General features: G+C 70.2%; 23 protein-coding genes and 2 tRNA genes. 13 read left to right on the forward strand and 12 right to left on the reverse strand.

Features of this window, described 5'->3' with window-relative positions; translation table 11 throughout:
• Positions 1 to 21 precede the first annotated feature (21 nt).
• The 3 genes from EAO78_RS03295 to EAO78_RS03305 all read right to left on the reverse strand — a co-directional run bounded on the left by EAO78_RS03295 (position 22) and on the right by EAO78_RS03305 (position 1,489).
• A tRNA-Thr gene (locus EAO78_RS03295) sits at positions 22 to 95 on the reverse strand.
• An 80-nt stretch (positions 96 to 175) separates the two neighbouring features.
• Positions 176 to 739, reverse strand: coding sequence for a GNAT family N-acetyltransferase (locus EAO78_RS03300; RefSeq protein WP_203227814.1), 564 nt, complete (start codon positions 737 to 739; stop codon positions 176 to 178).
• A 132-nt stretch (positions 740 to 871) separates the two neighbouring features.
• Entirely contained in the window at positions 872 to 1,489 is a 618-nt protein-coding gene (locus EAO78_RS03305; protein WP_122104422.1) for a CBS domain-containing protein, read from the reverse strand.
• A 174-nt stretch (positions 1,490 to 1,663) separates the two neighbouring features.
• Between EAO78_RS03305 and udk the strand changes: the two genes are divergently transcribed.
• Positions 1,664 to 2,362 carry a uridine kinase gene (gene udk, locus EAO78_RS03310; protein ID WP_122104423.1) on the forward strand — a complete coding sequence of 233 codons (699 nt, stop codon included), beginning with the start codon at positions 1,664 to 1,666 and terminating at the stop codon, positions 2,360 to 2,362.
• A gap of 44 nt (positions 2,363 to 2,406) precedes the next feature.
• Here udk and EAO78_RS03315 read toward each other — a convergent pair whose 3' ends face one another.
• Positions 2,407 to 2,820: an Lrp/AsnC family transcriptional regulator gene (locus EAO78_RS03315; RefSeq protein WP_122104424.1), complete on the reverse strand. Its 414-nt coding sequence runs from the start codon at positions 2,818 to 2,820 to the stop codon at positions 2,407 to 2,409.
• A gap of 266 nt (positions 2,821 to 3,086) precedes the next feature.
• Here EAO78_RS03315 and carA point away from each other — a divergent pair, with 266 nt between their 5' ends.
• Positions 3,087 to 4,148 carry a glutamine-hydrolyzing carbamoyl-phosphate synthase small subunit gene (carA, locus tag EAO78_RS03320; protein ID WP_122104425.1) on the forward strand — a complete coding sequence of 354 codons (1,062 nt, stop codon included), beginning with the start codon at positions 3,087 to 3,089 and terminating at the stop codon, positions 4,146 to 4,148.
• Between the two features lie 201 nt (positions 4,149 to 4,349).
• The gene (surE, locus tag EAO78_RS03325; RefSeq protein WP_122104426.1) at positions 4,350 to 5,309 is read left to right on the forward strand and encodes a 5'/3'-nucleotidase SurE; all 960 of its coding nucleotides are present in this window, start codon (positions 4,350 to 4,352) and stop codon (positions 5,307 to 5,309) included.
• A gap of 18 nt (positions 5,310 to 5,327) precedes the next feature.
• Here surE and EAO78_RS03330 read toward each other — a convergent pair whose 3' ends face one another.
• Positions 5,328 to 5,558, reverse strand: a complete 231-nt coding sequence (locus EAO78_RS03330) for a hypothetical protein (protein ID WP_122104427.1) — start codon at positions 5,556 to 5,558, stop codon at positions 5,328 to 5,330.
• A gap of 362 nt (positions 5,559 to 5,920) precedes the next feature.
• On the opposite strand from EAO78_RS03330, the gene EAO78_RS03335 reads away from it, so the two are divergent.
• The 6 genes from EAO78_RS03335 (at position 5,921) to EAO78_RS03360 (ending at position 11,771) form a co-directional block, all read left to right on the forward strand.
• Positions 5,921 to 7,693, forward strand: coding sequence for a glutamate--tRNA ligase (locus EAO78_RS03335; protein ID WP_122104428.1), 1,773 nt, complete (start codon positions 5,921 to 5,923; stop codon positions 7,691 to 7,693).
• 120 nt (positions 7,694 to 7,813) lie between these two features.
• A complete protein-coding gene (locus tag EAO78_RS03340; RefSeq protein WP_122104429.1) occupies positions 7,814 to 8,143 on the forward strand; it encodes a 4Fe-4S dicluster domain-containing protein in 330 nt (109 codons plus the stop codon).
• 91 nt (positions 8,144 to 8,234) lie between these two features.
• Positions 8,235 to 9,620 (forward strand): phosphoglucosamine mutase, encoded by a 1,386-nt coding sequence (glmM, locus tag EAO78_RS03345; RefSeq protein WP_122104430.1) that lies wholly within the window; start codon positions 8,235 to 8,237, stop codon positions 9,618 to 9,620.
• Between the two features lie 82 nt (positions 9,621 to 9,702).
• Positions 9,703 to 10,887 carry a bifunctional sugar-1-phosphate nucleotidylyltransferase/acetyltransferase gene (glmU, locus tag EAO78_RS03350; RefSeq protein WP_122104431.1) on the forward strand — a complete coding sequence of 395 codons (1,185 nt, stop codon included), beginning with the start codon at positions 9,703 to 9,705 and terminating at the stop codon, positions 10,885 to 10,887.
• 22 nt (positions 10,888 to 10,909) lie between these two features.
• The gene (locus EAO78_RS03355) at positions 10,910 to 11,404 is read left to right on the forward strand and encodes a metal-dependent hydrolase (RefSeq protein WP_122104432.1); all 495 of its coding nucleotides are present in this window, start codon (positions 10,910 to 10,912) and stop codon (positions 11,402 to 11,404) included.
• Positions 11,405 to 11,555: 151 nt separating this feature from the next.
• Positions 11,556 to 11,771: a hypothetical protein gene (locus EAO78_RS03360; RefSeq protein WP_122104433.1), complete on the forward strand. Its 216-nt coding sequence runs from the start codon at positions 11,556 to 11,558 to the stop codon at positions 11,769 to 11,771.
• 60 nt (positions 11,772 to 11,831) lie between these two features.
• On the opposite strand, the gene EAO78_RS03365 is transcribed toward EAO78_RS03360, so the two are convergent.
• Positions 11,832 to 11,906 (reverse strand) — tRNA-Val (locus tag EAO78_RS03365).
• Positions 11,907 to 12,067: 161 nt separating this feature from the next.
• On the opposite strand from EAO78_RS03365, the gene EAO78_RS03370 reads away from it, so the two are divergent.
• The 4 genes from EAO78_RS03370 (at position 12,068) to EAO78_RS03385 (ending at position 15,346) form a co-directional block, all read left to right on the forward strand.
• Positions 12,068 to 13,189 (forward strand): M24 family metallopeptidase, encoded by a 1,122-nt coding sequence (locus EAO78_RS03370; RefSeq protein WP_122104434.1) that lies wholly within the window; start codon positions 12,068 to 12,070, stop codon positions 13,187 to 13,189.
• Positions 13,190 to 13,306: 117 nt separating this feature from the next.
• Positions 13,307 to 14,185 carry a hypothetical protein gene (locus EAO78_RS03375; RefSeq protein ID WP_122104435.1) on the forward strand — a complete coding sequence of 293 codons (879 nt, stop codon included), beginning with the start codon at positions 13,307 to 13,309 and terminating at the stop codon, positions 14,183 to 14,185.
• A 110-nt stretch (positions 14,186 to 14,295) separates the two neighbouring features.
• Positions 14,296 to 14,694: a DUF5778 family protein gene (locus tag EAO78_RS03380; RefSeq protein WP_122104436.1), complete on the forward strand. Its 399-nt coding sequence runs from the start codon at positions 14,296 to 14,298 to the stop codon at positions 14,692 to 14,694.
• Between the two features lie 13 nt (positions 14,695 to 14,707).
• The gene (locus EAO78_RS03385; protein ID WP_122104437.1) at positions 14,708 to 15,346 is read left to right on the forward strand and encodes an alpha/beta hydrolase; all 639 of its coding nucleotides are present in this window, start codon (positions 14,708 to 14,710) and stop codon (positions 15,344 to 15,346) included.
• Positions 15,347 to 15,397: 51 nt separating this feature from the next.
• Here EAO78_RS03385 and EAO78_RS03390 read toward each other — a convergent pair whose 3' ends face one another.
• The 6 genes from EAO78_RS03390 to EAO78_RS03415 all read right to left on the reverse strand — a co-directional run bounded on the left by EAO78_RS03390 (position 15,398) and on the right by EAO78_RS03415 (position 19,861).
• The gene (locus EAO78_RS03390; RefSeq protein WP_122104438.1) at positions 15,398 to 15,913 is read right to left on the reverse strand and encodes a hypothetical protein; all 516 of its coding nucleotides are present in this window, start codon (positions 15,911 to 15,913) and stop codon (positions 15,398 to 15,400) included.
• A gap of 5 nt (positions 15,914 to 15,918) precedes the next feature.
• Positions 15,919 to 16,248 carry a transcription factor S gene (locus EAO78_RS03395; protein WP_122104439.1) on the reverse strand — a complete coding sequence of 110 codons (330 nt, stop codon included), beginning with the start codon at positions 16,246 to 16,248 and terminating at the stop codon, positions 15,919 to 15,921.
• A 59-nt stretch (positions 16,249 to 16,307) separates the two neighbouring features.
• Positions 16,308 to 16,754 (reverse strand): hypothetical protein, encoded by a 447-nt coding sequence (locus EAO78_RS03400; protein ID WP_122104440.1) that lies wholly within the window; start codon positions 16,752 to 16,754, stop codon positions 16,308 to 16,310.
• Complete coding sequence (locus EAO78_RS03405) at positions 16,751 to 17,749, reverse strand: coiled-coil domain-containing protein (RefSeq protein WP_122104441.1); 999 nt, start codon at positions 17,747 to 17,749, stop codon at positions 16,751 to 16,753. The genes EAO78_RS03400 and EAO78_RS03405 overlap by 4 nt, the downstream gene beginning before the upstream one ends.
• A 163-nt stretch (positions 17,750 to 17,912) precedes the next feature.
• Positions 17,913 to 18,749: an RAD55 family ATPase gene (locus tag EAO78_RS03410; protein ID WP_122104442.1), complete on the reverse strand. Its 837-nt coding sequence runs from the start codon at positions 18,747 to 18,749 to the stop codon at positions 17,913 to 17,915.
• A gap of 83 nt (positions 18,750 to 18,832) precedes the next feature.
• On the reverse strand, positions 18,833 to 19,861 hold the full coding sequence (locus EAO78_RS03415) for a beta-ribofuranosylaminobenzene 5'-phosphate synthase family protein (RefSeq protein ID WP_122104443.1): 1,029 nt from the start codon (positions 19,859 to 19,861) through the stop codon (positions 18,833 to 18,835).
• Between the last annotated feature and the right edge of the window lie 13 nt (positions 19,862 to 19,874).

Below are 19,874 nucleotides of genomic sequence, written 5' to 3' on the forward strand. Positions count from 1 at the left end.
TCAGGGTCGTGGAAGAAGGGAAGCCAGGGCAGGGATTTGAACCCCGGAAGTCTCGATTACAAGTCGAGTGCATGAACCACCCATGCTCCCCTGGCGCGGCCGGACGTTCTCGGCGCTCGTATGAGTGCGTGTCGCTTTCGGCGAACCTCCCGGGACGAGCGAGTCCGGGTCCGACTCATTCCTCGTCAGCGATCTCCTTGCGGAGTTCGACCCGGTGAAGGTCGTATCCGCGGTCCACGTAAAACGATCGCGCCCGCCCGTTGTCCGCGAGCGCCTCCAGCGCGATCGCATCGGCGCCCGCCTCGTCGAGTTCGCGTTCGGCCGCCGCGAGCAGCGCCGACCCGATCCCCTCGCCGCGCCGCTCCGGCGACACGAAGAGGTTGCTCACGACGCCGCGCGTACAGTCGCGTTCGTAACCGTCGCGCTCGATCGAGAACGCCACGAATCCGACGATCGTTCCCGATCCGTCCTCTTTGTCCTCCTCGGTGACTGCCTCCTCGTCGCCCGTTTCGTCGTCCCCACCCCCCGTTCCGTCCTCCTCCCCGTCCCGCGCCACGAGGAGTTCGCCGGTGACGACGCTCCGGGCGACCCACTCCCTGACCGTGGGCCGGTTCTCCGACGCGAGCAGCGTCGATCCGTGCCGGCGTTGGTCGCGGGCGAGGCTCACCCATCGGTCGGTGATCGCATCGACGTCGTCGACGGACGGCGCGACGATCCGCGGTTCCTCGGGTTTCGACACGGGTCGTGATAGCGCCGCGTGGCGTTTGAGCCTGCCGCTCGAACGATACGGATCGGACCTCTCCGGAGTGGGTCGGGCCTCGTCGTGGCGGATCGGACCGCCTCGGGGCGGGGCAGGCCTCGTCGGGGCGAGTCACACCTCCCGGCAGTTCGGACAGACCGCCTGTCCGTTCGCGTCCGCGAGCTCCGGGGCGAGCGCGCCACACACCTCACAGACGCCCTGCGTCGGGACGCCGGCGGCGTCCGTCGAGGACGCGGTCCGTGCCCTGTCGGATCCGCGCGCCGCGTCGGCGGTCCCCGACCGGGTCGTTTCGAGACGGGTTCCGTTCCGCGCGTCGGCGTCGATCGCCGGCTCGTCGGCGGCGTCCTCCTCCCGCGTCGCGCCCGCGGCGAGCGAGTCGCGCGCGGTGACGACCCCGACCGCCTCCCCGTCGACGGCGACGACGACGCGGTCGACCCCCTCGGCGACCAGCCGCTCCTCGACGGCCCGAAGCCCGTCGTCGGGCGCGACGGTGGGGAGCGGCGGCCGCATCACCGATCCCACGGTCGCGTCGTCGACGCCGCCCTCGAGGACGGCCGCGAGCGCGTCCCGGGCGGCGAGCCGGCCGACGGCCTCCCCGCCACGGAGGACGACCAGACAGTCGGTTCCCTCCTCGACCAACAGCGCGGCCGCGTCAGCGAGCGGGTCCGACTCGCTGACCCCGAGGAACTCCCGGTGCATCACGTCGCGAACCGTGGTGTCTATGCGCATACTCGCGGATCATCGGCGAACGGCTAAAAACTGCCCCCGGTACCGTTATCACGCCTCCGGGCGTAGGACCCGGTTCGGTGAACGATCCGCGAAACGCGCGATACGGACCGTCGTTCGATACGAAACGCGGAGCCGAAAGGGAGCCTTGAAACGCCCCGGCGTCGGAACGCGGGTATGACCATACCCTCGTTCGTGATCGGGATCGCGGGGGGGACCGGCGCGGGGAAGACGACGGTCTCCCGGCTCGTCACGCAGAACCTCGGCGACGACGTCACGCGGATCCCGCTCGACAACTACTACGAGGACCGCTCGGAGCTCTCCTTCGAGGAACGTCAGGAGGTCAACTACGACCATCCCTCCGCCTTCGAGTGGGACCTCCTCCGTGATCACCTCGAGACGCTGTTGGAGGGTCGGTCCATCGAGATGCCCCAGTACGACTTCGAGGTACACAACCGGAAGGACGAACGCGTGACCGTCGAGCCGACCGACGTCATCGTGCTCGAGGGGATCCTCGCGCTCCACGACGAGAACGTAAACCGGATGATGGACCTCCGGCTGTACGTCGAGACCGACGCCGACGTGCGGATCCTCCGGCGGATCCGCCGCGACGTGCTCGACCGGGGCCGCGATCTGGAGGGAGTCATCGATCAGTACCTCTCGACGGTGAAACCGATGCACGAGCGGTTCATCGAGCCGACGAAGGGCCACGCCGACCTGATCATCCCGGAGGGAGCGAACAGCGTGGCGGTCAACCTCATCGAGGAGAAGCTTCACGCCGAGATCGAGGGGAGCGCCGTGCGCAACTGGGAACGCGGGAGCCTGGAGCGCGAGCTCGCCGAGAAGCGCTCGCCGGACCTCGACGCCGAGAAGTGAGAGGCGGGTCGGGAACCGGTCTCACCCGAACCGCTCGTCCACGGTCATCCAAGCCGCTCGTCCAGGATCAGTCGCGTCTTCGTGGACTTGACGTCGTCGAGCTCTCGCGCCTGCGTGATGAGTTCGTTGACGGCGCGGGTGTCCACCGCGTCGACGACGAGGACGATGTCGTCCTCGCCGGAGACCTGCCAGACGAAGTCGACCTCCTCCCACTCCATCATACGCTCGCCGACCGCCGCGGTGTCGACGTTCATCTCCACGGATATCTCGATCATCGCCTTCACGTTGCCGGTCCGGGTGGTCACCGTGAACCGCTCGATGACTCCCTCCTCGGTCATTCGGTCGACGCGGTTGCGGACCGTCCCCTCGGAGGTGCCGACCCGGTCCGCGATCTCGGTGTAGGGGGTTCGCGCGTCCCGTCGCAGGATCGAGAGGATCCGGCGGTCGAGGTCGTCCATACGGCGCGAAGGAGCGGCGACGACTTACGGCTTACGAACATCGTAACGACACTTCGAACTCCATAGAGAACAACCGGTGAGAGTGCGATGTTCGTAGCCGGTTCCGTGGCCGTCGGCCCCGGCGTGGACAGACGGATCGAACGGGGATTTCCGGCGTTGGATCGGCCCGTCCGGACGACGACTCCTCGCCCGGCGCGCTTGTTACGAATTTCGTAACTCACCTTCGAACGACGCATTTAATACGGTTCATCCGTACGTATCTCGTAATGTCGGACGCCTACATCGCGCTGGCCGACGGACGCGTGCTCGAAGCGCGCACCCGTGCGCCGGGGCGGACACGTGGTGAACTCGTGTTCACGACCGCGTACACCGGCTACGAGGAATCGCTGACCGATCCCTCCTACGCCGAGCAAGTGCTGACCTTCTCGTACCCCCTGATCGGGAACTACGGCGTCCGATCCGAGCGGTTCGAGTCCGACTCCGTCCAGCCGCGCGCGGCGATCGCCCGCGAGATGACCGACGACGTCGCCGAGTGGCTCGAAGGCGAGGGCGTCCCGGCGATCGACCACCTCGACACCCGCGAGATCGTCACCACCGTCCGCGAGGAGGGCGCGATGGCCTGCGGCATCGCCGCCGGCGAGGACGCGACTCCCGAGGACGCGGTGGCGGAGATGGAGGCCTGCGAGCCGATGAGCGCGCACGTCGACATCGGCGCGCAGGTGTCCGTCACGGAGCCGACCGTCCACGAGGGCGGCGACGAGGCGACGGTCGCGCTGCTCGACTGCGGCGCGAAGGGATCCATCATCTCCTCGCTCACCGAGCGCGGCGCGGACGTCCACGTCCTCCCGTACGATGCGACTCCCGAGGACGTGGCGGCGGTCGAGCCCGACGTGCTGTTCGTCTCGAACGGCCCGGGCGACCCGGAGAACTTCGTCGCGGCCCACGAGGTCGTCGACGCCTTCGCTGGCGACCTGCCGATGGCCGGGATCTGCCTCGGCCAGCAGGTGATAACCAGCGCGCTCGGCGGTTCGACGGAAAAGATGTCGTTCGGCCACCGCGGCGTCAACCAGCCGGTGAAGGACCTCCGGACCGACCGGGTCGTGATGACCACCCAGAACCACGGCTACACCGTCGACGACACCGGCCCGCTCGAGGTGACGCAGGTGAACGTCAACGACGACACCGTCGAGGGGCTCGACAGCGCGGAACTCGACGTCATCACCCGCCAGTACCATCCCGAGGCGAACCCCGGTCCGCACGACTCCCTCGGCTTCTTCGACGAGGTGCTCGAGCTGGCGGAGTCGCGCCAGCCGGTCGCCGCCGACTGATCGGCCCGCCGGATCCGTCCTCGATTCCGGATCGATTCTCGACGCCGGATCTCTCCCGTTCTACCGCGCGGTTCCCGCGACCGAACCCCACCGTTTGGAGTACCAGTCCTCCACCGACGCTCCCCTCTCTTTCCGAGCACCGTCCCCCTACCTCCGCCCGCTTCCGGCGGCGTTTTCACCCGTGGCCTCCCAGGGACCTCCATGACACGCGAGGTCCTCCTCACCAACGACGACGGGATCGACGCGGCCGGGATCCGGGCGCTCTCGGACGCGCTCTCCGCGGAGTACGACGTGACCGTCGTCGCGCCGGCGACGAACCAGTCGGGCGTCGGCGGGAACCGATCGTGGTGGGAGACCACCGTCGAGTACACCGAGCGCGACCTCGGCTACGCCGTCGAGGGGACCCCCGCCGACTGCGTCGCCGTCGCGGAAGTCGCCCTCGAGTTGGACCCCGACGTGGTCGTCTCCGGCTGTAACCACGGACCGAACATCGGCGCGCACGTCCTCGGCCAGTCGGGGACGGTCGGCGCGGCCATGGAGGCGGCGTTCCTCGGGACGCCCGCGATCGCGGTCTCGCTGTACGACCGCGGGAACCTCCCCGTTCCGCCGACGGTGAGCCACGACGACTTCGCGCTCGCGGGTCGGGTGGCGACCGACCTCGTCGCTCGCGTCGACGACGACGGGCGGCTCCCCTTCGGCGCGGACGTGCTCAACGTCAACGTCCCCGCCGCGGACGACGAGGCCGCCGCCGACCCGACCTACCGGGTGACCGAACCCGCTCGCGGCTTCGACGTGATCGAGTTCCACCCCGGAACCGACGCGGCGGGCGACGGGGGAGAAACCGAAAACGGGGCGGCGGACGGCGACGCCGCGAGCGGGACGGCCGGCTCCGGCGATCCCGGCGGCGACGCCTCGGGGTTCGGCGAGCGCCGCGGCGAGATGGGAATGGAGCTGCGCGACCGCTTCTGGCGGGAGTTCCTCCGGGGCGACGTGGCCGACGACCCCGGTTCGGACCGGCGCGCGACGGTCGAGGGCGAGGTGAGCGTCTCGCCGCTGTCGTCGTCGCGGTCGGTCGCCGGCGACCGGGTCGGCGAGACGTTCGACGTGACGGGCGAGACGCTCGACGTCGTCAGGGGGACGGGAGACCTCGCCGGCGAGTAGGACTGAGTAGGACTCGACCTACCGGAGCCGACGGGAGCCGTCGGTGAACTCCGAGGCGAGCCTGCTCAGGTACCAGACGAGGAGCAGTCCGAGGAGGAACCCGCCGCCGGTCGCGACGGCCAGTTGGGCGGGAGTCGGGTCGCCGAGGAGGGTGATGAGCGGCGGCGAGACGGTCACCAGCAACAGGAATCCGACCTTCACCTTTCGGTTTCCCGCGTCGCGCTCCTCCCGCGACATCGGCTCTACCATCCCGCACCTCCGGGCCGTAGGGACCCCGATCCGGACCATCGCGTCTCCATGTCCGGTCCACGGCCCGGGCGGCTATCAACCCCGTGGACCGAGCCGCGTCGATCGCGGACCGATCTACGCCACACGACGCCGTTGACGTATAAACGTCTCGACCGTTCACGCCGTATGCGGTGGTTATCGGCGTGAACGGTCTCGACGGTTTATGCCTGCGCGTCTCCGACGTTCGGGTGCCCCTACCCGCGGCCCCGACGGCGGGACGGGAGCGGACGGATCGCCGGTGTCTCGTCGACGCGATCCGCGTCTCCCGCCGTGACGCCGACGGTTTCGCGGCGTTTTTGAGTCGACCCCGACAACCCGACGGTATGGACGACGAACTCCGCGAGCGGGTCGAGGCGGCCGGCGAGACGGCCGCGCTCTTCAACGCGCTCAAACACGACAGCGATCCCGACGTGGGCGCGATCATGGGCCCGCTGATGGGCGAGAATCCCGAGTTCCGCCCGCACGGCGACGAGATACCCGGCATGCTCGCCCCGATCGTGAGCGAGGTCGGCCGGATGAACGAGACGGAGCGCCGGGAGCGCCTCGGGGAACTCGCCCCGGAGCGGCTCGCGGAGCTGGAGGCCGACGACGAGGAGGACGAACGCGTCCTCCCCGACCTCCCGAACGCGGAGGCGGGCGAGGTCGTGATGCGCGCCGCGCCGAACCCCAACGGCCCCTGGCACATCGGTCACGCCCGCATGCCAGCGGTCATCGGGACGTACAAGGAACGGTACGACGGCGAGTTCATCTGCCGGTTCGACGACACCGACCCCGAGACGAAACGACCCGACCTCGACGCCTACGACGCCATCCTCTCCGACATCGAGTACCTCGGCTTCGAGGCGGACCGCGTCCTCCGGGCGTCCGACCGGCTCGAGACCTACTACGAACACGCTCGCGAGCTGATCGAGCACGGCGGGGCCTACACCTGCTCGTGTTCCGGCGAGGCGTTCTCGGCGTTGAAGAACGACGGCGAGGCCTGTCCGCACCGCGAGAAGGACGAGGAGATCATCCGAGAGGAGTTCGAGGCGATGGTCGACGGCGAGTACGCCGCCGGCGAGATGGTCCTCCGTGTACGGACCGACATCGACCACAAGAACCCGGCGCTGCGCGACTGGGTGGCGTTCCGGATGATCGACACGCCACACCCCCGCGAGGCGGCCGCCGACTACCGCTGTTGGCCCATGCTCGACTTCCAGTCGGGCGTCGACGACCACCTCACCGGGGTCACCCACATCATCCGCGGCATCGACCTCCAGGACTCCGCGAAGCGCCAGCGCTTCGTCTACGACTACTTCGGCTGGGAGTACCCAGAGGTGCTCCACTGGGGCCACGTCCAGCTCGACGAGTACGGCGTGAGCCTCTCGACGTCGACGATCAAGGAGCTCATCGAGGCGGGAGAGCTGACGGGGTGGGACGACCCGCGCGCGCCGACGATCCGCTCGGTCCGCCGGCGCGGCATCCGGGGCGAGGCGCTCGTCGAGTCGATGACCGACCTCGGAATGTCGACCTCCGACGTCGATCTGGCGATGTCGTCGGTGTACGCCAACAACCGTGACCTCGTCGACGACGAGGCGGACCGGTTCTTCCTCGTGCGTGACCGCGCGGACGACCCGGCCGTCGAGCTGTCGGTCGTCGACGGCGACGCGCCCGCGCCGGCCGCCGGACGGCCCGCGCGACACCCGGAGCATCCGGACCGCGGCGACCGAACGATCCCCGCGGGACGGGTCCGTCTCGAGTCGTCCGACCTCCCGCCGACCGGCGAGCGCGTCTGGCTGAAGGGGTACGGCTGCGTGCGCCACGCGGACGACGAGCTCGTCTACGTCGACGCCGACATCGACGTGGTCCGTGACGGCGACGTCGACGTGGTTCACTGGGTCCCCGCGGCGGAGTCGCTCGGGACGCTCCTGCGGACCGTCGAGGGCGACGTCCGTGGCTACGCCGAGCCCGAGATAGCCGACGCCGAGACCGACGCAGTCGTCCAGTTCGAGCGCATCGGCTTCGCCCGACTCGACTCGTTCGACCCGGCGGGCACCGATGAACCCGACGGGCCGACCGGCGAGGAGGACCTGATCGCGTACTTCGCACATCCCTGACGCCCGCGGTGCCGAGGTGGGCACGGTGTTGACGTTCCTCCCGGGCCGCCGTCGGGACGGCGTTCCCGCGCGGCCCGCCGTCGCGGAGTTTAACTACCGACGCGCGAAACCCCCTACGAGATGGGCATCGACCCGAACTTCGAGCGGAACCTCGAGCGGACCGGCGAGGAGCACGACGTCGACGTGTGGGGACCGGTCGAGCCGCCCGAGAAGCTCGGGATCCGCGGGACCCACGTCGCCGTCGACTTCGACATCTGCCTGGCCGACGGGGCGTGTCTGGAGGACTGTCCCGTCGACGTCTTCGACTGGGTCGACACCCCCGATCACCCGGAGTCCGAACGGAAGGCGAACCCGACCGACGAGGACCAGTGTATCGACTGCATGCTGTGCGTCGACGTCTGTCCCGTCGACGCGATAGACGTGGACCCCGGCCGCGAGAACCGGATCTGACGGCCACGTCCCCGGCCGGTCCCTCGTTTCGTCAACCGCCACGGGTCCCGGTTCCCGGAGGTTACAAGGCTCTCGGCCGGGAGTGACGCGTATGTTCGGAACCAGCGGGATCCGCGGACGTGTCGGGAAGGAGGTCACGGCCGCCGTCGCGCTCGACGTGGGTCGCGCGGTGGGCACCGAGGCGGATCGGGTGATCGTGGGCCGTGACGCCAGGCGGTCGGGCGAGACGCTCCGCGACGCGTTGGTCGCGGGGCTCCGCGAGACCGGCGCGGACGTGGTCGACGTGGGACGTGCGGCGACCCCGACGGTCGCGCGGGCGATCGGGGACCGCTCCGCCGACTCCGGGGTCGTCGTGACCGCCTCGCACAACCCGGCCCCGGACAACGGGCTCAAGCTGTGGACCCCATCGGGACAGGCGTATCCGCCGGCCCGTCAGGACGTCATCGAGCGGCGTATCCGGGAGGAGACGTTCGACCTCGTCGACTGGGAGGAACAGGGCGGATACGAGCGACGGAACGACGCGACGGACCGCCACCGCGACGCGCTGGTCGCGGCCGGCGAGCGCGCGGCCGAAACGGGGACGACGGAACTCGACGACTCGGGAGGGCTTCCGGCCGACGATCCCCTCGCCGACCTCTCGGTCGTCGTCGACGTGGGTAACGGAATGGGTGGGGTGACCGCCGACGCGCTCCACGAACTGGGCGCGGACGTCGAGACGCTCAACGCGACCCCCGACGGTCGCTTTCCCGCCCGGCCGAGCGAGCCGACCGCGGGGAACTGCGAGACGCTCGTCGCCACGGTCGGGGCCATCGACGCCGACGTCGGGGTCGCCCACGACGGCGACGCCGACCGCATGATGGCCGTCACCGACGGGGGAACGTTCGTCCCCGGCGATCTGCTCCTCGCCGTCTTCGGCCGGGCGGCGGCCGGGGAGGGCGACCGCGTCGCCGCGCCGGTCGACACGAGCCTCGCGGCCGCGGACGCGCTCGCGGCGGTCGGTGCCGAACTCGTCTACACGCGCGTCGGTGACGTGTACGTGGCCGAGCGCGCCGCGGACGCGGGGGTTGCCTTCGGCGGGGAGCCCTCCGGCGCGTGGATGTTCCCCGAGGAGACGCTGTGTCCCGACGGGCCGCTGGCGGCGATCCGGCTCGCCATCCTCGCGGCGTCGACGCCGCTCTCGGAGCGAGTCGCCGCGATGGACCGGTACCCGATCCGGCGTCGGTCGGTCGAGACGGAACACAAGACGGCGGCGATGGAACTGATCGAGGAGCGCGTGACTGAGGAGTTCGACGGGGTCTCCACGCTCGACGGGGTGCGCGTCGACGCGGACGACGGCTGGTTCCTCCTCCGGGCATCCGGGACGGAGCCCCTGGTTCGGATCACGGCGGAGGCGCGGGAGGCCGACGCCGCGGACCGTCTGCTCGACTGCGCGAGCGGGATCGTCGACCGCGCGCTCGCGGACGCGGGCGGTCGGTGAGCGGATCGGCAGCCGCCGGTCGGCCGACGGCCGCCGGACGACGCCGCAATACCTTTCCCGCCGTCGGCTGACGTGCGGGTATATGCAGACCGTCGTACTCGCGGCCGGCGAGGGAACGCGGATGCGTCCGCTGACCGCGAACACGCCGAAGCCGATGCTACCGGTCGCCGGAAAGCCGCTCGTCGTCCGGTGTCTGGAGGACGCGATCGCCGCCGGCGCGAGCCGCGTCGTCGTCGTCGTGGGATACGAGGCGGACGTGGTCCGAACCGCCCTCGACGAGCGCGACTGGCCGGTACCCGTCGTGACCGTCACGCAGGCCGAACAGCGCGGGACCGCGGACGCCGTCCGCACCGCCCGAAGCGAGCTCGGCGAGGACCCCTTCGTCGTGTTGAACGGGGACGCGCTCTACGACCGCGAGTCGTTGGCGACGCTGTACGAGTCGGACGCCGCGGTCGGCTCCTATCGGGTGGAGAAGCCCTCGTCGTACGGGGTGTTGCGCGTCGTCGACGGTCGGGTCGAGGGCGTCGTCGAGAAGCCCGCGGACCCGCCCTCGAACCTCGTGAACACGGGCGGGTACGTCTTCCCCGCCGAGGCGCTCGCGTGGCTCGACGTCGACGAGAGCGAGCGCGGCGAGCTGGAGCTCACGGACGTGCTCCAGCGAGCCTGTGAGACGGCCGACGTGCGGTCGGTTCCCTTCGATCGCTGGCTCGACGTGGGCCGGCCGTGGGAGTTGCTCGCGGCCAACGAGTGGAAGCTCGCGGAGCTCGATCGCGAGGTCGCGGGCGACGTCAGCGACGACGCGGAGCTCCGGGGGGACGTCGTCGTCGAGGCGGGCGCGACCGTCGAGCCCGGCGTCGTGATCGAGGGACCGGCGCTCGTCGGGGCCGGCAGCCACGTCGGCCCGAACGCGTACGTCCGCGGCGCGACGTACCTCGGACCGGACGTGCGAGTCGGCCACGGCGTCGAGATCAAGAACAGCGTCGTGATGGCCGACTCGGCGGTGCCACACCTCACGTACCTCGGCGACAGCGTGCTCGGCGAGGACGTCAACCTCGGCGCGGGCACGACCGTCGCGAACCTCAGACACGACGGGGAACCGGTCGAACTCACGGTGAAGGGCGAGCGAGTGAGCACGGGGCGTCGGAAGTTCGGGATCGTCTGTGGCGACGGCGTCAGGACCGGGATCAACTGTACGATCAACGTCGGGATCGTCCTCTCCTCGGGCGCGACGGTCGCGCCGGGCGAGACGGTCCTGCGGGACCGGTGAGGAGACGGGAAGGAACGCCGCCATGTACCGGAACGGCCACGTCGGGGCCGCGCTCGCCGCGTACTCGCCGGTCGGGTTCACGCTCGCCGCGCTCTCCGGGATCGAACTCGCGGCGGGCGCGGGCGCGGTCGTCGTCTCGACGGCGATGCTCCCCGACCTCGACACCCGCGTCCCGTTCGTGACACACCGCGGGATCACCCACACCGTCTGGTTCGCGCTCGCGGTCGGGCTCGTCTTCGCGCTCGTCGGCGGGGTGCTCGGGATCGAGGGCGGCCCCGTCGCGACGCTCACGCTCGCCGGGCTCGGGTTCGTCGTGGGCGCGGGAACGGTCGTCTCACACCTCCTCGCCGACGTCATCACGCCGATGGGGATCCGGCCGTACGCGCCCGTCAGGGGCGACCACTACACCCTCGACGTCGTGCGGGCGGCGAACCCGGTGGCGAACTACGTCCTGCTCGTGCTCGGCGTGACGGTCGCCGGTGCCGCGGTACTCGCCGGGACGGTCGTCGGCGGGTGAGGACGTGGGTGATCGGTGAGGAGCGTGTTTTGCGCATCTATTTAGAATATAAGAACGGACCTTCTCAAACTAATTACCCCCTATTATTGAGAATACATCATGAATCCCTGACCGGCATATCACTTATCAGTAACCTCTCGTATCTGGCTACATGACCAAAGAAGATCTACTTCGGAACCGACTGAACGATCCAAACGTCACCATCGAAAACATCCGGGAGGATGAAATCGGTTACTGGGCCAATATCGTTTTTTCCGGGACTGAACAGCAGTACCACGAGTTTGTCGAGAAAACGGAGGACATCATCCACGGTGGGCCACTTGCGCTTGGGAGAGATGGTGTTCACGCGGAGGTTAGGCTACGATAACCTCTTATCAACCACAGATAGTATCCACTCGCCATCGCGCGGTTTTCGTTTATAAGGGAGTGGGTTGGGGCAGATTTGAACTGCCGGCCTCCTCCATGTCAAGGAGGTGTCATAACCGGACTAGACTACCAACCCGCCGGGGCTTACTGACGCATCTCGTCGTATCCGGGGGACGTAATTGAACCTTTCGTTTCGGGGGCCCGCGGGACGATCACGGATCCGAGTCGACCCCGCCGTGATGGCGCGCCGTCGACGGTTTTCGACCGGTTTTACTGCGTCGGCACGAGCCGTTTCGTATGGTCGATCTCTCCGCTCGTGCGGACCGGTTGGACGAGTACCTCGACGCCCGCGCGCTCGAGGCCGTCTGGTTCGCCGAGCCCAACGGCTTCGCGTGGCTCACCGGCGGCGACAACGTCGTCGACGCGGACGCGCCGCTCGGGATCGCCGCCGCCGGCTACGACGGCGAGTTCCGCGCCGTCACGGACAGCATCGAGGCCCGCCGGCTCGCCGACGAGCAACTGCCGGAGGCGTTCGCGGTCGAGTCCTTTCCGTGGTACGCGAACTCGCTCGCGGAGGCGGTCGCCGACCGCTCCCCGCTGCCCGCCGCCGCCGACTTCGACGCGCCGGAGTTCGAGCCGGTCGAGGCGAGCCGACTCCGACAGCCGCTCACCGACGAGGACGTCGAACGCTACCGCGAGTTGGGCCGTGAGGCGGCCGCCGCCCTCGAAACCGTCTGTCGAAACCTCGAGCCGGAGGATCCCGAGTACGAGGTGGCAGCCGGGATCGACATCTCGCTCGCCTCGCGGGACGTGAACACGCCGGTGGTCCTCGTCGGCGGCGCGGAACGCGCGAGGTCCTACCGCCACTTCGTCCCCACCGACGCGACCCTCGGCGAGTACGCGCTCGTCTCGATCACCGCCGAACGTGGGGGACTGTACGCCTCGCTCACGCGGACGGTCGCGTTCGACGCGCCGGACTGGCTCGAGCGACGCCACCGTGCGGCCGCCCGCGTCGAGGCCACGGCACTCGCCGCGACCCGAGCGGCCGCCGCCGGCGACCTCGGGGAGGGCGAGGGTCCGGGGACCGCCGGCGACGTCTTCGAGGCGATCCGCGAGGCGTACGACGCGGTGGGGTTCGAGGACGAGTGGAAACACCACCACCAGGGCGGGGCCGCGGGCTACGCGGGACGGGAGTGGATCGCGCGCCCCGACGGCGACGAGCCCGTGGTCGAGCCGATGGGGTACGCCTGGAATCCGACCGTGGCCGGCGCAAAGAGCGAGGACACGTACCTCGTCGACGGCGACCGCCACGAGCTGCTCACGAAGACCGGCCAGTGGCCTACACACGAGGTCGACTCCGTCGCCGTCGACGGCGTTCCGACGGAGACGTTCGAGCGGCACTCGCCGACGGTCCGCTGAACTCCGGCCTCGACGATCGTTCCACCTCACGTCACCGCACGCCCCGCTTCGTGTGCGGGCGACGCCGCGACCCGCGTGGGGGGAAGTTTCATGCCGGTGGAACCCGACTCGTCTTCCATGTCGGACGACCCGTATCGCGGACCTCGATCGGCGCTCGAGGCTGCGGCCGAAAGACGGGGTATCGACGACCCGAGCCCGGATTCGGGGCCGCGGGTCGCGCGAGTTCCGGACCCACACGTCCACGACACCTTCGAGGTGGGGGGACTCGAGACGAAACGCGAGGAGTCGCTGTTACAGGCGGTCCTCGCGGACCGTGACGGGATCAGCGCCGCCTCGGCGACCCAGCGAAACGGGACGGTCGGCGTCCATCACGACCCGTCCGTCTCGCGGGACGACCTCCGGGAGGAGCTGGAGTCGTACGGCCTCGCGGTCGCACCGGGGGACGAGGCGTTCGCGAGCCGGCGGGCCTCGCAGTTCGCCTCCGCCCGCGTCGCCGTCGCGGTGCTGTTCGGGCTCATGGTCGCGACGCCGTACGTCGCGGTGTTGTACCCCACGCGCGTCGAGTGGCTGTTCTACGACCCCGTCACCGTCGAGTACCTCCGGTCGATCCTCGACTCGCGGGTAGCGACGCACTTCTTCGTCAACCTCGCCACGCTGTCGGGCGTCGCGTTCCTCGTCGCCTGCGGACCGACGATCCGCCGGGCGGTCGCCGCGGCGACCGAGGGTCGGCTCACCCGAGAGCTCGCGTTCGTCGGCGGCGTCTGTGCCGTCTTCGGGTACAGCACCCTCGCGGCGTTCACCGGCTTCGGCGGCGCGGTCCACTACGACCTCGTCGCCTACGCGGTCGCCGGCGTCACCGTCTGGACCCACTTCGCGACGGAGGAGGCGTCCGTCGAGCGGCGCGCGACCGAATCGGACGCCGTCGTGAGCGGCCGGGAGTCCGAGGCGGACGCCGACGTCGACGACCGCGTCGCGCTGACCGACGGCGGGCGGTAGGCCGGAACGGCTCCGTTCCGCCGCCCTGCCGCACGGTCGCGCCTTTCCGCACGGTCGCGACCCTTCCGCGCAATCGTCACGCGTTTATCACTGGAATCGAACGATCGGACATGAAGGAGACTCTGGAGTCGGACCTCTACCGACGGACGAAGGCGCTCCTGGAACCCGGCGACATCGAACTCTCCGGCTGTATCGTGCACACGGAGCTGACCGGCCAGGAGGACCTCGAGATGCACGAACTCACCGTCGACGCCAACGAGGTCATCGCCGACCACGCCGGGAAGGGTGAGACGTACATCGAGGCGGGCAACGACGACACCGACTTCTCGTCGAACCAGTTCCAGGGACGCACTCTCGAGGACGAGGCGTTCGTCTGGGAGTGTCAACAGCTCCTGCGCGACGGGACCTTCGACGTGGTGTTCTACTACGAGGCTGACGTCGACCAGACGGGGCTCGCGGCCGACCTCGCCGACCTCGACGGCGTCGACCGCGTGACGCAGGTCCCGTGAGGACGCGAACGCCGTGAGCGACACGGTCCTGATTCCCGGCGGCCGCGACGTGCGCGCGACGCTCGATACCGCCGGCAGCGACGGGTCCGTCGGGGCGGACGCGACCGCGGACGCCGTCGTGGTCGCGTGTCCGCCACACCCCCGCCACGGCGGCCACCGCGGGGACGGGCGGCTGATCGCGGTCTCCGACGCTCTGACCGCCCGCGGGATCGACTGCCTCCGGTTCGACTACGGCGAGTACGACGAGGGGTACGGTGAGTGTACCGACGCCGACAACGCCGTCGGCTGGGCGCTCGATCGGTACGAGCGGGTCGGGCTGTTCGGCTACTCGTTCGGCGGCACCGTCGCGCTCGTCACGGCCGGTTCTCGGCCGGAGCTCGCCGGCGTCTGCGCGCTCGCTCCCACCGATCGGCTCGCGAGCGACATCGACGCGGTCGCCGCCCTCGACGACCTCGCGACGCGCGGGACGCCCGTCCGCGTCGTGTACGCGACTCGCGACTCGACCGCCGACTGGGAGCCCGTCGTCGACCGGACGCGAGAGTTGGGCCTGGACGTCGTCGATATCGACTCGGACCACTTCTTCGTCGGCCGTACCGACGACGTCGCCGGCGCGGTCGCCGACTTCCTCGCGCCGCGGCTCGGCGCGAAGTGACCGCCGACGCCGCGAGCGCCGGAGCGAGAACCCGTCGCGGGCCGGCCGCGGTCAGCACAGCCCGTCGATCAACTCCGCGGCCATCCGCTCGCCGCGAGCGGGGTCGTACCCCTCCATCCGGAGGTGTGCGAGCGGGGCCACGTACGGGTTCCGCTCCCAGTGGGCCCACACCTCCGTCGAGCCGTCGGCGGTCGGGAACAGCCGGACGTGGACCTGCCAGTCGCCGGTGAGCCCCTCCGGGCGGTGGACGAAGCTGCCGACCTCGTGGACCGTTTCCCCGTCCCGGTCGTACGCGTGGAAGTACGCGCGGACCAGCTCCGAGAAGCCGCACTCGGGAAGCCGCTCGCGGGTCTCCGCCGGGGTCGTCGGCAGGGTACCGGCGTACTCGTCGGCCGGCGGCGGCAGCACCCGCACGTGATCGGGTACGTCCTCGTCGGGCAACAGCGCGAGCAGTCTCCCGACCGCGAGCCGGACCCGCCAGAACCCGATGAGACGCCCGAGAAGGAACCCGATCGGGAGGATCGCGAGAAGCAGTCGACGTCGCGAGCGGGTCAGGATCCGGCGCATCGAGTTCAGTTGTACCCGCGCCAGCGTCGGCCACACTCCTTGCACTTGAAGAATCGGGTGGGGGGCTCGTCGGCCGCGCCGGTCTGTTTGATCGTGTACCACGCCTCGCCGTGACCGCACTCCTCACAGACGACGTCGGTGGCGGTCGGCTTCCCCTCGAAGTTCGCGCCCTCCTCCGTCTCGATCACCTCCTCGCCGGTCTGTTCGGTGGTCGACTCGAACCGCTCGGCGAGCTCCTCGTCGCGCTCGGTGGTCGCCCCGCAGTCGTCGTTCTGACACACCATCACGCCGTCCCGCGAGACCATCATCGAGCCGCAGTCGTCACAGAACTGCATCTCCCGACGCTACGGCTCGGACACGTTTATCTCCCCCGTTGATCACGCTCGTCCCCGAGTCACTCGTCGATCCGGCCGTGCCGATCGAATCGAGGGCCCTCGTCCGTCACCATCGGACAGTCGCGGAGGCGGAACTCCTCGAACCCGATCGCCTCGAGTATCGACGCGTCCTCGTGAGTACAGGCGGTCTCCGGCGGCTTCGCGAAGTGCGGACACCGGTGACAGTACGTCCGCTTGTCGACGACGTGGTCGATCGCCTCGCGCGGATCCGCCTCCGGGACCTCCACGCTTTCGTCGAGGTCGTCGGGACCCGCCTCCAGCGCGTCCCAGACGCCGTCGACGTCGACCTCGTCGACCTCCATCCGCTCGAACGGGTCGTCTCCAACTCCCACGGGCTCCGTCTCGTCTCCGAGTTCCGCGAACGGGTCGGCGTCGTCAAGCACGTCGACCTCGTCGTCCGATCGATCGGTCGGATCCTCGGATCGCTCGCTCGGGTCGTCACTCATCGTCCGCCCCGATCGCTCTCGCCGCTCGGGTCGTCGGCGCGACGGATCCCCTCGCCGCTCGCTTCCCCGCCGCTCGCTTCCTCGCCGCCCGTGCTCGATCCCGGTGGCGTCCCGTCTCCGGGGCTCGACGGGGAACGGGCCGGTTCGTCCGGGGCCACGTCACCCTCGAGTGCGGGCCTGTCGTCGACGGTCAGCGTCGAGCGCCGGTAGAACCGGTCCGCGGGGTCGAGATCGTCGAACCGGGACTCGCAGTAGGGACACTCGGGAGTCGAGAGCAGCGAGAGGCGGACCGTGTTGCCACAGCCGCCACAGTCGGCCTTTCGAACCCCGTGCCGGTTCGCCGCCCGGAGGAGCGTATCGAGCCGCTCCCGGTCGGCACGGTCCCGTCGAACCACGCGGAGCTCGCGCTGTGCCCGCACGACCGCGCTCGCGACCCGCGAGAGCTTCTCCGAACGGTCCTCATCCGCCGCCGTCAACTCCTCGAGACGGTCCTCGGCGGTCGAGAGGCGTTCCGCCGCGTTCGCGACGCGATCGTCGACCGCGCCGACGTCGGTCTCGACGGCCGTCACCGTCGCGTCGAGCCGGTCGAGCGCCTCCTCGACCGAGTCGGCTCGAGTCTCCACGTCGTCGAGCCGCTCTGCGACGGTCTCCGCGTCGGCCGCGACCGTCTCGAGTCGGTCGACCGTCTCGGGGTGTTCGTGGTCGGCCTCGGCTTTCCCCTCCAGGTCGCGATAGAGCCGGACGAACCGCTCGCGGAGGTCCTCGACGTCCTCGTCTACCGACGAGTCGAGCGACTCGAGTTCCGAACGCACAGAGTCGATCGATCCCTCCAGGCGATCGGTCGTCTCGCGCAGGTCCGCGAGCGCGGCGCGGATATCGGGAGACGACACGCGGTGGCCGTCGCTCCCAGGATCCGCGGCCTCCACGCCGTCTCCCCCGTCGGTGACGCTCTCGACCGGTTCCTCGACGGTCCCCTCGCCGTCGGGATCACTCATCGCGATGTCCCCGCATCTACGTCACCTTCGGCGGCGAGACTTAAGTAACCTGTCGCGCAGTTCTCCGGATCGATACTTCCGCCCCCGTGGTACTCGGCATCGGCGACCGGCCCGGGACCGTCGTTCGCCGGTTCGCTCGAGGCTCACCGGACGTCTCGACCGGTCACCGGATCTTTCGGACGTCGCTGATGTCGAAGCCGCCGTCGTGGACCTCCGTCTCGAACCGGACGATGTTCTCCGCCTCGAGCCGCGAGAGGACGCCGCGGAACTCCCGGACGAACATGGTCCGAGCGCGCTTCGACCCGCCGCTCTCCCACGTGAACTGGAGCGTGCCGCCGGCGGCGTCCATCAGCGTGCCGAACTCCCGGTCCGAGAGCGCGTCCGCGTTGACCAACACCAGGATCAACCCCTGCCACCGGGTGGCGGCCTTCTTCAATCCCTTCATCACCATCGCGATGTCGCTCCACTCCATGTCGTCGGAGGCGGCGGAGACGAGGTCGGTCACGGAGTCGATACAGACGACGTTGCCGGCGGCGTGGTCGGTCAGATAGTCGCCGAAGGCGGTGAGCACGTCGTCGTAGCGACCGTGTTCGCCGAGGTCCTCGATCGTCGTCGTCTCCCCCTCGTACCACTCCCGCGGGACCGGACTGAGCTGGAAGAACTCCGGCGAGAGGTCGCGGAACTCGATCCCCTCGACCGCGGCGTCGACGACCTCCTCCGCCAGCGTGTACTCCATCTCCCTCGTCAGCGCCTCCTCGCCGGCGGTGAACGAGAGGTAGTGGACCTCCGGCGGGATCTCCCCGTCGCCGGGGAGATCGCCGTAGTAGAGGTCGAACAGCTCCTCGTCGGTCCGGCCGAGGCCGTTCATCGCTGCGCTCGTGTAGAGGAACTCCCGCGCGCCGGCCCCCGACTCGCCGGCGAGCAGGACCACGCTTCCGGGGGGCGCGCCGCCGTCCAGGATCGAATCCAGTCGGGCGACGCCGAACGGGACACTCGACATACCTCGGTACGGGTCGCGGGCCCGCTTAGTGTTGTCCCTCGTCGTCCAGCCGGGCCGGCCGCGATCCTCGTCGTGATCCCCGTTCAGCCCTCGATCCGCGCGCCCTCGTTCGTGGCCCGGACGACGGCGACGTTCCCGGCGACGCCCGCCGTGTCGAGCGCTCGGTCGCCGGCTTCCCTCGCCGCGTCGGCGTGGTCCGCGTCGGTGACTCCGTAGACGACGGGGCCCCAGGAGGACTGCCCGGCCCCGAAGATCGCCGGCGACGCCGACAGCGCCGCCACCACGTCGCCGACGGGCGGGCGGTAGACGCCGCCCTGCTCGTCGGCGTACCACGCGCCGTTGAGCCGTCCCACCGACGCGACCGCCGATCCGAACGTCTCCCCCCGGCCCGCGGCGATGGCGGGCAGTATCCGGCGGGTGACGATCCCGGCGATGCGGTCGGCGAGCCCCGGCTCCGCCCGCTCGACGGCCGCCCGCATCGAGGCGTCCTCGCTCTCCCCGTTTCGTCCCGGTTCCGCGTCCGGTCGGACGAGCAGGAACCGCCAGTCGTCCGGGACCCGGTGGCGTGCGGCGACCGGGGGCACCCGCCACTCCCCGTCGTCCGGGCGGTCGGTGGTGAACCGCGCGGTCGGGTGGCCGGCGTCGAGGACGAACCCGCCCGCCTCGAAGGTCGCGACGCCGACCCCGGAGCGACCCCCCCGACCCAGCGCGGGAGCCCGTTCCCGGACCGCGGGATCCATCCCGTACGCCCGGGCGATCGCTGCCAGCGTCGTCGCGGCCAGCTGGGTCCCGCTCCCCAACCCCGCGTGTCGGGGGAGCGAGGCGTGAACCGTGACGGTCGCGCCCGGAACGCCGAGGAGGCCGGCGGCGGTCGCGGCGTACTCGCGGACGTCGTCGTGGAGCGCGCTCGCGACGGCGGACGCGGAGCGACTCCCGACGGCCTCCGCGGCTTCGTCCCGGACCCTCACCGCGACCGACTCGGCCGGCGTCGCCTCGATCTCCACGTGCGGCTCCGCGAGCGCCAGCCCGACCGCGCCGTACAGCCGCTCGTGTGAGAGGCTGAGGTTACAGAAGCCGAAGTGAAGCCGTGCGCCGGCGCTCGCGAGTGCCATCGTCGTCTCCGCG

Origin of the sequence: Halobellus captivus (assembly GCF_003697845.1) — an archaeon.
Classification (GTDB): domain Archaea; phylum Halobacteriota; class Halobacteria; order Halobacteriales; family Haloferacaceae; genus Halorubrum; species Halorubrum glutamatedens.

Coding starts and splice junctions, on each gene's coding strand:
- EAO78_RS03400 (WP_122104440.1), bottom strand. CDS start 16,754: ATGAGTGACGACCCGAGCGAGCGATCCGAGGATCCGACCGATCGATCG.
- EAO78_RS03335 (WP_122104428.1), top strand. CDS start 5,921: ATGGACGACGAACTCCGCGAGCGGGTCGAGGCGGCCGGCGAGACGGCC.
- EAO78_RS03340 (WP_122104429.1), top strand. CDS start 7,814: ATGGGCATCGACCCGAACTTCGAGCGGAACCTCGAGCGGACCGGCGAG.
- EAO78_RS03370 (WP_122104434.1), top strand. CDS start 12,068: ATGGTCGATCTCTCCGCTCGTGCGGACCGGTTGGACGAGTACCTCGAC.
- EAO78_RS03405 (WP_122104441.1), bottom strand. CDS start 17,749: ATGAGTGATCCCGACGGCGAGGGGACCGTCGAGGAACCGGTCGAGAGC.
- EAO78_RS03375 (WP_122104435.1), top strand. CDS start 13,307: ATGTCGGACGACCCGTATCGCGGACCTCGATCGGCGCTCGAGGCTGCG.
- EAO78_RS03390 (WP_122104438.1), bottom strand. CDS start 15,913: ATGCGCCGGATCCTGACCCGCTCGCGACGTCGACTGCTTCTCGCGATC.
- carA (WP_122104425.1), top strand. CDS start 3,087: ATGTCGGACGCCTACATCGCGCTGGCCGACGGACGCGTGCTCGAAGCG.
- EAO78_RS03410 (WP_122104442.1), bottom strand. CDS start 18,749: ATGTCGAGTGTCCCGTTCGGCGTCGCCCGACTGGATTCGATCCTGGAC.
- EAO78_RS03315 (WP_122104424.1), bottom strand. CDS start 2,820: ATGGACGACCTCGACCGCCGGATCCTCTCGATCCTGCGACGGGACGCG.
- udk (WP_122104423.1), top strand. CDS start 1,664: ATGACCATACCCTCGTTCGTGATCGGGATCGCGGGGGGGACCGGCGCG.
- EAO78_RS03380 (WP_122104436.1), top strand. CDS start 14,296: ATGAAGGAGACTCTGGAGTCGGACCTCTACCGACGGACGAAGGCGCTC.
- EAO78_RS03415 (WP_122104443.1), bottom strand. CDS start 19,861: ATGGCACTCGCGAGCGCCGGCGCACGGCTTCACTTCGGCTTCTGTAAC.
- glmM (WP_122104430.1), top strand. CDS start 8,235: ATGTTCGGAACCAGCGGGATCCGCGGACGTGTCGGGAAGGAGGTCACG.
- surE (WP_122104426.1), top strand. CDS start 4,350: ATGACACGCGAGGTCCTCCTCACCAACGACGACGGGATCGACGCGGCC.
- EAO78_RS03305 (WP_122104422.1), bottom strand. CDS start 1,489: ATGCGCATAGACACCACGGTTCGCGACGTGATGCACCGGGAGTTCCTC.
- glmU (WP_122104431.1), top strand. CDS start 9,703: ATGCAGACCGTCGTACTCGCGGCCGGCGAGGGAACGCGGATGCGTCCG.
- EAO78_RS03355 (WP_122104432.1), top strand. CDS start 10,910: ATGTACCGGAACGGCCACGTCGGGGCCGCGCTCGCCGCGTACTCGCCG.
- EAO78_RS03330 (WP_122104427.1), bottom strand. CDS start 5,558: ATGGTAGAGCCGATGTCGCGGGAGGAGCGCGACGCGGGAAACCGAAAG.
- EAO78_RS03360 (WP_122104433.1), top strand. CDS start 11,556: ATGACCAAAGAAGATCTACTTCGGAACCGACTGAACGATCCAAACGTC.
- EAO78_RS03395 (WP_122104439.1), bottom strand. CDS start 16,248: ATGCAGTTCTGTGACGACTGCGGCTCGATGATGGTCTCGCGGGACGGC.